This is a genomic window from Pseudomonas taiwanensis (assembly GCF_013393345.1).
GTDB classification, from domain to species: Bacteria; Pseudomonadota; Gammaproteobacteria; order Pseudomonadales; family Pseudomonadaceae; genus Metapseudomonas; species Metapseudomonas resinovorans_C.
Window position 1 is genome coordinate 155,353 of sequence record NZ_QJRF01000074.1, and the last position, 11,939, is coordinate 167,291.

General features: G+C 61.6%; 11 protein-coding genes and 1 pseudogene. 5 read left to right on the forward strand and 7 right to left on the reverse strand.

The genetic code is table 11. The features are described 5' to 3' along the window. Positions 1-16 precede the first annotated feature (16 nt). The 5 genes from DM872_RS25965 (at position 17) to DM872_RS25985 (ending at position 3,990) form a co-directional block, all read left to right on the forward strand. Complete coding sequence (locus DM872_RS25965; protein WP_179062101.1) at positions 17-1,012, forward strand: zinc transporter ZntB; 996 nt, start codon at positions 17-19, stop codon at positions 1,010-1,012. 48 nt (positions 1,013-1,060) lie between these two features. Next, positions 1,061-1,315: a CrfX protein gene (locus tag DM872_RS25970; RefSeq protein ID WP_179062102.1), complete on the forward strand. Its 255-nt coding sequence runs from the start codon at positions 1,061-1,063 to the stop codon at positions 1,313-1,315. Between the two features lie 2 nt (positions 1,316-1,317). After that, complete coding sequence (locus tag DM872_RS25975; RefSeq protein ID WP_077526063.1) at positions 1,318-2,142, forward strand: mechanosensitive ion channel family protein; 825 nt, start codon at positions 1,318-1,320, stop codon at positions 2,140-2,142. 96 nt (positions 2,143-2,238) lie between these two features. Further along, positions 2,239-2,829 (forward strand): RNA polymerase sigma factor SigX, encoded by a 591-nt coding sequence (sigX, locus tag DM872_RS25980; protein WP_077526062.1) that lies wholly within the window; start codon positions 2,239-2,241, stop codon positions 2,827-2,829. 108 nt (positions 2,830-2,937) lie between these two features. Beyond that, positions 2,938-3,990, forward strand: a complete 1,053-nt coding sequence (locus DM872_RS25985; protein WP_179062103.1) for an OmpA family protein — start codon at positions 2,938-2,940, stop codon at positions 3,988-3,990. 281 nt (positions 3,991-4,271) lie between these two features. On the opposite strand, the gene cobA is transcribed toward DM872_RS25985, so the two are convergent. The 7 genes and pseudogenes from cobA to DM872_RS26020 all read right to left on the reverse strand — a co-directional run bounded on the left by cobA (position 4,272) and on the right by DM872_RS26020 (position 11,899). After that, on the reverse strand, positions 4,272-5,009 hold the full coding sequence (gene cobA, locus DM872_RS25990; protein ID WP_179062104.1) for a uroporphyrinogen-III C-methyltransferase: 738 nt from the start codon (positions 5,007-5,009) through the stop codon (positions 4,272-4,274). A 136-nt stretch (positions 5,010-5,145) separates the two neighbouring features. Then, positions 5,146-6,147, reverse strand: a pseudogene (locus tag DM872_RS25995) (NAD(P)/FAD-dependent oxidoreductase); the annotation flags it as partial. Positions 6,148-6,400: 253 nt separating this feature from the next. Then, positions 6,401-8,071, reverse strand: a complete 1,671-nt coding sequence (locus DM872_RS26000; protein WP_179062106.1) for a bifunctional protein-serine/threonine kinase/phosphatase — start codon at positions 8,069-8,071, stop codon at positions 6,401-6,403. Positions 8,072-8,162: 91 nt separating this feature from the next. After that, positions 8,163-9,374, reverse strand: a complete 1,212-nt coding sequence (locus DM872_RS26005; protein ID WP_179062107.1) for an MFS transporter — start codon at positions 9,372-9,374, stop codon at positions 8,163-8,165. 418 nt (positions 9,375-9,792) lie between these two features. Continuing rightward, a complete protein-coding gene (locus tag DM872_RS26010; RefSeq protein ID WP_179062108.1) occupies positions 9,793-10,236 on the reverse strand; it encodes a thioesterase family protein in 444 nt (147 codons plus the stop codon). 80 nt (positions 10,237-10,316) lie between these two features. Further along, positions 10,317-11,003 carry a polysaccharide lyase family 7 protein gene (locus DM872_RS26015; RefSeq protein ID WP_179062109.1) on the reverse strand — a complete coding sequence of 229 codons (687 nt, stop codon included), beginning with the start codon at positions 11,001-11,003 and terminating at the stop codon, positions 10,317-10,319. Between the two features lie 242 nt (positions 11,004-11,245). Continuing rightward, on the reverse strand, positions 11,246-11,899 hold the full coding sequence (locus DM872_RS26020; RefSeq protein WP_179062110.1) for a hypothetical protein: 654 nt from the start codon (positions 11,897-11,899) through the stop codon (positions 11,246-11,248). Between the last annotated feature and the right edge of the window lie 40 nt (positions 11,900-11,939).

Here is an 11,939-nt window from a genome sequence, read left to right on the forward strand (position 1 = left end):
CTTCCAAGGAGACTGAATGTTCGAGGAGCAGAACGCCCAGTGGGGGCTGGTACATGCCTTCGTGCTGGACGGGAAGGGCGGTGCCGAGTCGATTTCCCGCGAAGCGCTGGCGGACCTGCAACTGGCGCCTGAGCAAAGCCTCTGGTTGCACTGGGATCGAAGCCATCCGCTGGCGCGACGCTGGTTGCGGGAGCAGAGCGGGCTGTCCGAATTCGCCTGCGATCTGCTGCTCGAAGAGAGCACCCGGCCGCGCATGCTGGCCTTGCCCGATGATGAGTTGCTGCTGTTCCTTCGCGGCGTGAACCTGAATCCAGGAGCTGTTCCCGAGGACATGGTGTCGGTGCGCATTTTTGCTTCGGCGCAGCGCCTCGTCTCGCTGCGCCTGCGGCCGCTGCATGCCACCGATGAGCTGATCGAGCAGTGGGCGAAGGGTACCGGCCCGAAGGCTGCGTCCGAGGTGCTGCTCTATCTGGCGGAGCACCTGACCGTGAAGATCGACTCGTTGGTGGCGGAGTTGTCCGAAACCATCGATGAGCAGGAAGAGCAGCTCGACAACAGCGAGCGCTTCCGCCCCGATCATGACCTGATGCTGCAAATTCGTCGCCGCGCCGCCGGCCTCAAGCGATTCCTGGCTCCGCAGCGCGACATCTATGGCCAGTTGGCGCGCAGCCGGATGCCCTGGTTCCTGGATGACGACAGTGACTACTGGAATGAGCTGAACAACAGGCTGACGCGCTACCTGGAAGAGTTGGAGCTGATTCGCGAGCGCATCGGCCTGGTGCTGGAAAGCGAAAGTCGCCGGCAGGGCGAGCGCACCAGCCGGACCATGTACCTGCTGGGCATCACCACCGGCTTCTTCCTGCCACTGAGCTTCATTACCGGCCTGCTGGGAATGAACGTCAGGGGAATTCCCGGCGACGAGACGCCTTACGGTTTCGTCATTGCCTGCGTATTCATTCTCGGAATTGCAGGGTTTCAGATCTGGCTGTTTCGTCGATTGCGCTGGCTCTGATGTGACCCGATCCGATCCGGGCACGTCTAGCCGACATATCCACGCGAGGTGCGCATGCACGATCCGTTTGAAGAATCCCTGCGGGACCTGCTCAAGGCGTCTCCGCAGCCCGACCATGATGACGACGCTGCTCTGGGCCGTGTGCTCAAGACTGCCAATCGCCAGGTGGGCGCGGGGGATCTGTTCAGCCTGATGGGGCATTGGCTCGACGCCATGATGATCGCCCTCAACAATGGTTCGCCCCACCTGGCGCCTGTGTCGCGCCGCAACGCTTCTGTCCGTTCTGAAGATAAGGCTGATTGAACATGGAATTCGACCCCTGGACTCAAGGTCTCGTTAACGCCATGACCTCGGTATGGACGCCGGTAGCGGGCTTCATCCCGCGCCTGTTCGGCGCGCTGGTCGTGGTGCTGCTGGGCTTCGTGGTGGCCAAGCTGCTGGATACCTTGCTCTCCAAACTGCTGGCCAAGCTGGGCCTGGATCGCCTGATGGCAGGCACCGGCCTGACCAAGATGCTGGCTCGCGCCGGCATCCAGGTGCCGGTTTCCACCCTGATCGGCAAGATCGTCTACTGGTTCGTGCTGCTGATCTTCCTGGTGTCCGCCGCGGAATCCCTCGGCCTGGATCGCGTTTCGGCAACCCTCGACGTGCTGGCCCTCTACCTGCCGAAGGTGCTGGGTGCGGCGCTGGTGCTGCTTGCCGGGGTACTGCTGGCGCAACTGGTCAGCGGGCTGGTTCGTGGTGCCGCCGAGGGTGTCGGCCTGGAATACGCCCACGGCCTGGGCAGGCTTGCTCAGGGGCTGGTCATCATCATCAGTATCTCCGTGGCCATCGGCCAACTGGAGGTCAAGACCGAACTGCTGAACAACGTCATCGCCATCGTGCTGATCTCCATCGGCCTGGCAGCGGCGTTGGCACTGGGTCTTGGCAGTCGCGAAATCGCCGGACAGATCCTTGCCGGCATCTACGTGAGAGAGCTTTACCAGGTTGGGCAACAAGTGAAGATTGGCGATGTCGAAGGGCAGATCGAAGAGATTGGCACGGTGAAGACCCTGCTGCTCACCGAGGAAGGTGAGCTGGTATCGGTCTCGAATCGTACTTTGCTCGATCAACGGGTAACCAGCCGCTAACACGACGGCTTTTCCCTGCTAATGTATGCCGCCAGACAAGGTGCGCGGTTCCCCGCGCCCCGGCGGCTTTTGACCTGACTGTCGGCCCGACCCGTTTTGAACAAGCCCCAATCGCTTTCCTTGCGCTATGACCCACGCGAGCTCTCCGATGAAGAGCTCGTGGAGCGTGCGCATGTCGAGCTGTTCCATGTCACCCGCGCCTATGAAGAATTGATGCGGCGTTACCAGCGCACGTTGTTCAACGTTTGTGCCCGATATTTGGGGAACGACCGTGACGCGGATGATGTCTGCCAGGAAGTCATGCTCAAGGTGCTCTATGGTTTGAAGAACTTCGAAGGCAAGTCGAAGTTCAAGACGTGGCTATATAGCATCACGTACAACGAGTGCATTACCCAATATCGGAAAGAGCGTCGAAAACGACGCTTGCTGGATGCACTGAGTCTGGATCCCCTTGAAGAAGCCTCGGATGAAAAAACGCCCAAGGTCGAGGAAAGAGGGGGGCTGGAGCGATGGCTGGTACATGTGAATCCCATCGACCGGGAGATTCTTGTGCTACGTTTTGTCGCAGAGCTGGAGTTTCAGGAGATCGCAGACATTATGCACATGGGCTTGAGTGCGACAAAAATGCGCTACAAACGTGCGCTGGATCGCCTTCGCGAAAAATTTTCCGGACTCTCTGAAACTTAGTTCGGGAAAAATTATCTCTTATGGGCCGGTATGTTCTGCTAGAATTGCCGCCCAAGTTGTCTGGAGATTGTTCGACAACTTACTGACCACCAAGATGGGGATTTACGGATGAAACTGAAAAACACCTTAGGCGTAGCCGTTGGCTCTCTTGTTGCCGCCTTTTCGCTGAACGCGCTGGCTCAGGGCCAAGGCGCAGTTGAGGTGGAAGCTTTCGGTAAGCGTTACTTCACCGACAGTTCTCGCGATCTCGAGAACGGCAACCTGTACGGCGGCTCGGTAGGCTACTACCTGACCGACGACGTTTCCCTGGCTCTGTCGTACGGTGAATACCACGACATGACCTCCGAAGACGCTTTCGGTACCGATGGCCACAAGGACATCAAGGGCAACCTGGCTTCCCTCGATGCGATCTACCACTTCGGTACCCCGGGTGTTGGCCTGCGTCCGTACGTTTCTGCCGGCTTTGCCCATCAGAACATCAGCAACATTCCGCCGCGTACCGGTCGTGACCACAGCACCTTCGCCAACATTGGCACCGGTCTGAAGTACTACTTCACCGAGAACTTCTTCGCCAGGGCTGGCCTGGACGGCATGTACAACCTGGACGCCCAGGAATCCGAGTGGATGGCTGGCGTAGGTGTTGGCGTGAACTTCGGCGGTTCCACCAAGCAAGCCGAGCCGGCTCCGGCCCCGGTTGCTGAAGTGTGCGCTGACAGCGACAACGACGGCGTTTGCGACAACGTCGACAAGTGCCCGGACACCCCGGCCAACGTCACCGTTGACGCCGATGGCTGCCCGGCCGTTGCCGAAGTTGTACGTGTTGAGCTGGACGTGAAGTTCGACTTCGACAAGTCCAAGGTGAAAGAAGAAAGCTACGGCGACATCAAGAACCTGGCTGACTTCATGAACCAGTACCCGGCTACCACCACCACCGTTGAAGGCCACACCGACTCCGTTGGTACCGACGCCTACAACCAGAAGCTGTCCGAGCGTCGTGCCAACGCCGTTCGCGAAGTGCTGGTTGACCAGTACGGTGTAGGTAGCGAGCGCGTCAACGCTGTTGGCTACGGCGAAAGCCGCCCGGTTGCTGACAACGCCACTGCTGACGGCCGCGCAGTTAACCGCCGCGTAGAAGCCGAAGTAGAAGCCCAGGCCAAGTAATTGGTTTGAGCGGTAAGAAAAACCCGGCCCAGGCCGGGTTTTTCTTTGCCTTGAAAAAAGTGCTTGCCGCAAAAAAGCCTATGTCTGCGTTAGCTGTTGCCAGAGATCGGCCATCGGTCCAGGGGCCTTGTAGGAGCTAGCTTGCTAGCGAAACGGGGCCATTCGCTGGCAAGCCAGCTCCTACGGACAATCCAGCCACTTGCAACACTTAATGCGGGCACAGCCCATAAAAAAGCCCGGCATAGCCGGGCAAGCACTACTTCGCAGGAGCGAAGACAGATTCAGGCGCTTTGCGCCAGAGGGAGGGCTGCCTGTGCTGCGGCCACTTCCCCGATGACCAGGATTGCAGGACTTTTGAGTTCGAAGGCCTTGGCGTCCGCTTTCATGCACGCGAGGGTGCTGCGGCATTCACGTTGCTCTGGCAGTGAAGCGTTCTCGATCATCGCCACCGGCATTGTCCCCGGCATGCCGCCTTCCAGCAGCCCTTGATGGATGTCCGTCAGTTTGGCCACGCCCATGTAAACCACCAGGGTGGTGCCCGACTGCGCCAGGGCGTGCCAGTTGAGGGAACTGTCGTCCTGGGTGTGGGCGGTGACCAGGGTTACGCCGCGGCTTATGCCGCGCAGGGTCAGCGGAATGCCGCAGTTGGTAGCGCCAGCCAGTCCGGCCGTGATGCCATTGACCAGTTCGCTTTCAATCCCGCGCTCGGCCAGCCAGTCGGCCTCCTCGCTGCCGCGACCGAAAATGCACGGATCACCGCCTTTCAGCCGTACCACGCATCGGCCTTGGCGCGCATAACGCAGCATCAGGCGATGGATGAATTCCTGGGGAGTCGAGCGGCAACCGCCGCGTTTGCCGACACGGACGACACGAGCGTCGGGGCAGTGCTCCAGCACGGCTGGATTGACCAGGTCGTCGATCATCACCACATCAGCCTGATTCAAGGCCTTCACCGCCTTCAGGGTGAGAAGTTCGGGATCGCCGGGGCCCGCCCCTACCAGCCAGACTTTGCCATTCATGGTGATACTCCAGTGCGCTCGACGCGCCGCAAATGATTCAGGTCCACGCCAGAACTTCGTCGGAAGCCAGTTCTATCTGCCAGTCGTGCAGAGGACAGGCACCCGGCATGGCGGCGATCTCGCCGGGATGTGGGACGTCGCCGGCGCTGATCATCTCGATACCGGCTACCTTGAGCCGGGCGCCCGCCAGCGAGCCCCGATAGCGGGCGAAGCCGAGCATGGCCAGGTGATTGGCGCAGACCTTGGCCTGCTCCATCAGCGGTGCCACCAATCCGTAGGAGATTCCCCGGTGGTTCGCGCACTCGCCGATGGCATAGATGCGTGGGTCGTATGTCTGCAGGGTGTCGTCGACCAGAATGCCGTGATTGCAGGGCAGGCCGGCCTGCTCGGCCAGTTCGGTGTTGGGGGTGATACCGGCAGCCATGACCACAAGGTCGGCAGTAATGATCTCGCCGCTCGCTAGCTGCACGGCGCAGACCCGGCCATCGCCGTTGTCGATCAGTTCCTCGGTGGCGGTGCCCAGGCGGAAACGGATGCCGCGAGCCTGCAAGGCGCGCAGCAACTTGTCGCCAGCCGGCTGGTCGAGTTGTTTTTCGAGCAACCAATCCGCCAGATGCACGACGGTAACGTCCATGCCGCGTTGCTTGAGGCCATTGGCGGCTTCCAGACCCAGCAGGCCGCCGCCGATCACCACAGCATGGCTATGAGTACGAGTTGTTTCGATCATCGCGCGCGCTCCGGCTATATCGCGGTAGCCGATCACGCCTTGCAGGCGATTGCCGGGTATGGACAGGCGACTCGGCGTGGAGCCGGTGGCGATGACAAGACGGTCGTAGTCAGCGCGGCTGCCATCTTCGGCAATCACCTGGCGTCGCTGGCGATCGATCTTCACCACCTTGCGATTCAGTAGAAGTTCAATGCCGTTATCCGCGTACCAGGCAAGGTCGTTGAGGATGATGTCCTCGAAGGTCTGCTCGCCGGCCAGCACCGGAGAGAGCAGGGTGCGGTTGTAGTTCGGATGGGGTTCGGCGCCGAACACGGTGATCTGGTATCGCTCCGGTGCCAGTCTCAGTAGTTCTTCGAGAGTACGCACTCCGGCCATGCCGTTTCCGATCACCACCAGCTTGGATGTCTTCATGCCAGGACACTCCTGCACAAACGTCGAGCAAACAAAAAAGGCGTCCCGCTGTTGCCAGCAGGACGCCTTTGTCCAAGTCCCGTTCTCTCGGGAAAGTGCCGTCTCGTCGTTGAGGCGGACGCTTTTTGTAGATTGTCGAAGTGGATACTGCAGTCCTCGTGCCAACCCCGGAAGTACCCGTTTTCCTGGGGTGGAGCGGTGACCTTGCGGTCGCTGCGCCCTTGCTTGGGGCGGGGTGCATCAGCCTGGTGCGTTATCCACGCAGGAACAGGAGCAGCAGCATGAGGTTCATCAGCAGCGACAAGAGCGCCATGCCACGCCAGACCTTCAGGGGTTCGCGTTCCAACAGCGGCCGGGGCTTGGCCGTCAGGGCGCGGCGTTCGCCTTGTTCCAGGGCCAGCAGCCATTCCTCCATCGTTTCGTAGCGTGCGGCCGGATCGGCGGATACAGCGCGAGCCAGGCATTCATCCAGCCAGGCGGGCAGATCGGGCCGGTAGCGGCTGGCCGGCGTGGGCGCACCGAAGCGAGGATGCTGGAACGCTTCGATCTCGCCATGGGGATAGTGGCCGGTCAACAGGTGGTACAGGGTGACGCCTGCCGCGTAGAGATCCTGCTTCGGGGAAGGCGCCGTGCCGGCGAATGCTTCCGGGGCGATGTAGCTGGGTGTTCCAGGGAGGCTGTGCGCCTCGTCCTGGGACAGGCCAGGGCAATACGCCAGGCCGAAATCCAGGAGCCGCAGTTCGCCGTCGTCCCCCCACAGCAGGTTTTCCGGCTTGATATCGCGATGCAGGATGTTGCGTCGATGCAATTGGCCGAGTGCCTTGAGCAACCGTGGGGCGATATCCAGCCATTCCGGCAGAGGCATCGGACCGCCGAGGCGCAGGTGCTCGGCGAGCGTCTGACCGGCGTATTCGCGCTGCACGTAATACAGATGCTGGCGCTGGGGCAGCGGATGAGCTTCCGGAAAATGGCGTCCGGCGACGCGGCGCAGGAACCATTCTTCCAGCATCAGGGCTGGCCCGGCTGCGGGTTCGTCATGACGGCTGGCGGGCAGGGTCTTGAGTAGCCAACGGCGGTCCTGGCCGTCGCGTACCCGATAGACCATGGACTGGCGCGATTCGGCTACCAGGCGTTCCACCTGCCAGCCCTCGAAGGATTGGCCTTTCTGCAAGCGCGGCGGCAGCGGCCAGTGGTCGAGCTGCGCCAGGGTATCCGCCAGACCCGCCTGGGGCAGGTTGTCGACGCGGATCAGCAGCGCGCTGGCATTGTCCTGGCCGCCCGCCAGGTGCGCAGCGCTGACCAGCGCCTGCGCGGCTGCGGGGAGGTCCTGTTCATCCTGCAGGATGCGTTGGATGCCGTGGTCGCCGAGCACGGCCCAGACACCATCGCTGACCAGCACGAAACCCTCACGCTCCGCCAACTCGCCGTCCAGGTAGTCCACTACCAGATGCTGGTCCAGGCCAAGCGCACGCTTGAGCACGTGCTGCATGCCGGGCTGTTCCCAGACGTGGTCTTCGCTGAGTCGGGAAAGTTGCTGGCCGTCCCAACGGTAGGCGCGACAGTCGCCGACATGGGCCAGGGTGAAACGGCGTCCGCGCAGGACCATGGCGGTCAGAGTGGTGAGCAGCGGCTGGCCGCCACCATTGGCCTGGAGCCAGCGGTTGTGGGCCACCAGCAGCCGATCCAGCGACTGGGCCACAGCCCAGGTTTCCGGCGTCGAGTAATAGTCCAGTGCCAGGGCCTGGAGGGTGGCACGTGCGGCGAGTCCGCCGTCGGCGCACTGACTGACGCCGTCGGCGAGCGCGAAGAGATAGCCTTTGCTGGCGGCCAGGGCGGGTGCCGGGGTGACCACCCGAACGGCGTCCTGGTTCTCCGTGCGCGGCCCCGTGGAACTGGCTTCGCCAAAGCTGAGTTGCAGCGTCATCAGCGGTCCGTCCTGTATGGCGAAAGGAGCGCGAGGCGCTCCTTTGTCGGATCTGCTCCGGCACCCCAAGGGTGCAGGGTCGGTTTCGAGGTCAGACGCGGGCCGCGGTGACGGCAGCGGAGCCCCAGGTGGTGCGCCAGCGTTGCTTCACACCGTAAAGACCGAACCAGGCCACTACGCCGAGGCTGGCGAACAGCCACAGGCCCAGCTGGTAGTCGCCGGTGTGTTGCTTGATGGCACCAAGGCCTGCGGTCAGGCAGAAGCCGCCGATTCCGCCGGCCATGCCGATCAGTCCGGTCATCACGCCGATTTCCTTGTGGAAGCGCTGGGGTACCAGTTGGAACACTGCACCATTACCTGCACCCAGGCTCAGCATGGCGACCACGAACAGCGACAGGGCGGCGGCGGAACTAGCAATGTGGAAGCCCACTGCGGCGATGCACACCGAGGCCACGGTATAGACGACCAGCAGGGTGCGGATGCCGCCGATGCGGTCGGCAAAGGCGCCGCCGAGCGGGCGCATCAGGCTGCCGGCGAAGACGCAGGCGGCGGTGTAGTAGCCAGCGGTAACCGGGGCCAGGCCGTACTGATCGTGGAAGTAGCCGGGCAGGGTGCTGGCCAGGCCGAGGAAGCCGCCGAAGGTCACGCTGTAGAACAGCATGAACCACCAGCTGTCGCGGTCACCCAGGGCCTTGAGGTAGTCGCCCATCGACTTGGGAGCGGGGCGGTTGGGGGCGTTGCGGGCAGCCAGGGCGAAGATTGCCAAGGTGAGCACCAGCGGGATCAGCGCCAGGCCAAAGACATTGTTCCAGCCATAGAGGGCCGCAAGGCCTGGGGCGAAAAGGGCGGCCAGCACAGTGCCCGAGTTGCCCGCACCGGCAATACCCAGCGCCTTGCCCTGGTGCTGCGGCGGGTACCACTGTGACGCCAGCGGCAACGCCACGGCGAAGGAGGCACCGGCGAAGCCCAGGAAGAGGCCGAGGAGCAACGCTTGCTCATAGCTGTGAATGCCCGTCTGCCAGGCGACGAACAGGGCGACGATGACCACCACCTGGCCGAGCAGGCCGGCGGCCTTCGGCGAGGTCCGGTCGGCCAGCATGCCCATCAGGAATCGCAGCACGGCACCTGCCAGGATGGGCGTGGCCACCATCATCGCGCGCTGCTGGGTGCTGAGTTGGAGGTCGGCTGCGATCTGCACGCCCAGCGGGCCAAGGACGTACCAGACCATGAAGCTCAGGTCGAAGTAGAGGAAGGCGGAGAACAGGGTGGGCGTGTGGCCGGCTTTCCAGAAACTCGTTGTCATCGAACACCTCATCTGCAGTTAGGGGCCGGGAGGCGCGCTCGCCATGATCGTGGGCACGGCGGTCGCACCTCCCGGTAAAACGTCGCGCTTGTGGCGCGTCGTCCTGCGGCCGGGGCCGCAGCGGGATTGAGTGAGCTGCAAGCGAACGTCCGGATCCCGGCCCGTCCACCGCCCCATCGCTGGGGCCGGAACGAAAAAGGCGTCGCACCACTGCCCGCATTGCTGCGGAGTGACGCGACGCCTTTGTCGTGTAGTAGGGCAACCGCCGTTGGCTACCTCTGCCAGTAGCAGAGCAAGAGCCGGGCCAATCCCGAAAAGTGCCGTTCTAGAGGGTTCTTTCGCCGTCTGGCGGATTTCCAGGCTGATTCAAAACGGGGCGATGGGATCGCGGGTGCACCGAGTTGAAGCTGGAATGGGATCAGTCGATCCAGTTCACCTTTGGGAAGGTGCTGCGGAAGTTCTCCGGCATGGGCACTACGCGGGATTCCCGGTAGTTGAAGAAGACGAAGCCGGACTTGGCCATGGCCACCAGTGCGCCGTCCGCCGGGCGAGTGATGCGGAAGGTGATGTCGCCACCGTAACGATTGAAGTCCATGACCCCGACCTCGAACAGCAACTGATCGCGTGCGTGGGCTTCGGCCCGGTAGGTGGTCGCCAGATCGGTGACGATGATCCCGACTCCATCCTCAGCGGTCTCGGTGATGCCGAACTCGAACAGGAACCGTGCCCGGGCTTCGGAGATCATCGAGATCATCGAGTCGTTTCCCAGGTGGTTTGCGCCGTTGATGTCGGTGACGCGCACGGTCAGATGGGTCGAGTAGCAATACTGGTCTTCAGGAAAGTGCAGGGACAGGCGGGCCATGGGAACCTCAGGCGTAGAAGCGGCGGGGCGCCGATTCTACGCCCGTGTGGACGGATGAGCCGTCATTCTCCGATTGAATGTCAGCGGTGCAGCCCGTTCAGCCAATAGAAGGTCACGCGGCCGCCTTCGTTGGTCGCGCCGTAGTTGTCCTGGATATAGGCACCCGCCTTGAAATAGAGCTGCTGCTTGCTCCAGTAGGCGCTGAGCTGGCGGTACAGGTTGCCGTCGTCGCCCTTGCTGGTGACGACGATTCCCAGCCTGCCGCTGGGGGTGAGGCGCAGGTCGTAGCCGAAGCGTTCGCCCAGGTCGACGTTTTCAGCCAGGACGATGTTTTCCACCTCATCGTCGCCGGGGCGTTTGCGCAGCAGTGCCTCGATCCGGCCGTTACCGCGGAGGTAGTGGTACTGGATTTTCAGTAGCGGATCATTCTGGCTGCCGGGCTCGTCCTTGCTATGAATCTGGCCGATGACGACCTTGTTCTGGCTCGGTACCTGATCCACGGAAAGCACCGCACTCAGGTAATTGTCGGCGCTGGCCTGGTACCAGTAGCTCAGGGTGCCGTCCGCCTGGGTTTCACGCAGTTCCGTGCGCGGGTAACTGGCGTCTTCGGTACGGGAACCCTTCACCGGTACCCAGAAACTGATGCTGCCGTCGGAGTTGCGCCGGAAGTACTGGCTTTCATAGCCATTATTGAGGCGGTCGGTGGTGATGAGGGTATTGGAGGTGGTGGCTGGGACCGTCAGGTTCCAGGTGCTGAGGTCAATCACTGTACGTCCTTACTGCAGGTCACTTAGGGGCAGCAGTTCGTACATGCGAAAGGAGGAAAAGTTCCGGAGCTGCCCGATAAAGTCGAAAGTTTGGACTTTGGTGCCTATTGGGGGCGGGCAAGGGGAAGAGGGCGCGGGATTCTTGAAGTAGCTGAGGGAAGTTGGAGCGGGATGTTGCGAAAGTTATAACTTGGCGAGCTTTGATTTGAAACTGGGCATCCCTGCCCAGTCATCTCTTACAGCTAGGCGAGTGCAGATTTCACTCCGGAAGGAGCGAGACTTTCATCTCGTTTGCTTGCCCACTTCACCAGCAGCGTCATCGCGACGAAGCCAAGGCAGATGAACAGCGGGTAAGCGAACATGATTTCGCCAAGGGAGTACTTCCAACTGAGCGGACGAGCAATGCCCAGCATGGCTCCGTAGAACCAGGAGACTCCGGAGACGACGCCCGAGAACACCGCGAGGGTGCGGGCGTTGGTTTCCATTTTGACCAGCGTGCCAGCCTTCTTGATTGCAGGCAGGACTGCGCTGTGCAGCAGGAAGCCGTTTACGGTCAACAAGGTTACGACCAGGATCTTGGCCTGGAGTTTGGGGTTGAGGAAGTACACCGCGCCTTTGACAGAGTAGTCCAGCAGTACGATACCTATCCCTGTTACCCAGAGTGCCGCAAGTGCAAGCAGTACAGTTTTCTTCAAAGTATCAAGATGGGTTTTGTCGCTGTGGGTAGCGTCGTCTTCGCCGGTGATCATCTGCTTGATCATGGCGTAATCGCTGGTCAGGACCAGGCCGATTGCCACGCAGCAGGCGATCAGGTGGGCATAAACAACACCCATGCGCATTAATTCCATGGTTGCTTCCTGTTTGAACAGGGAAGTAATGAGATGATACAGCTCCATGGTTGACCTCTTGTTTTACAAAGTAAGTTGGTGTGCTGAT

What these genes read in the sequence shown, in the direction of transcription:
- DM872_RS26000 (WP_179062106.1), bottom strand. Translation starts at nt 8,071, where the DNA reads ATGACGCTGCAACTCAGCTTTGGCGAAGCCAGTTCCACGGGGCCGCGC.
- DM872_RS26010 (WP_179062108.1), bottom strand. Translation starts at nt 10,236, where the DNA reads ATGGCCCGCCTGTCCCTGCACTTTCCTGAAGACCAGTATTGCTACTCG.
- DM872_RS25965 (WP_179062101.1), top strand. Translation starts at nt 17, where the DNA reads ATGTTCGAGGAGCAGAACGCCCAGTGGGGGCTGGTACATGCCTTCGTG.
- DM872_RS25975 (WP_077526063.1), top strand. Translation starts at nt 1,318, where the DNA reads ATGGAATTCGACCCCTGGACTCAAGGTCTCGTTAACGCCATGACCTCG.
- DM872_RS26005 (WP_179062107.1), bottom strand. Translation starts at nt 9,374, where the DNA reads ATGACAACGAGTTTCTGGAAAGCCGGCCACACGCCCACCCTGTTCTCC.
- DM872_RS26020 (WP_179062110.1), bottom strand. Translation starts at nt 11,899, where the DNA reads ATGGAGCTGTATCATCTCATTACTTCCCTGTTCAAACAGGAAGCAACC.
- cobA (WP_179062104.1), bottom strand. Translation starts at nt 5,009, where the DNA reads ATGAATGGCAAAGTCTGGCTGGTAGGGGCGGGCCCCGGCGATCCCGAA.
- DM872_RS25985 (WP_179062103.1), top strand. Translation starts at nt 2,938, where the DNA reads ATGAAACTGAAAAACACCTTAGGCGTAGCCGTTGGCTCTCTTGTTGCC.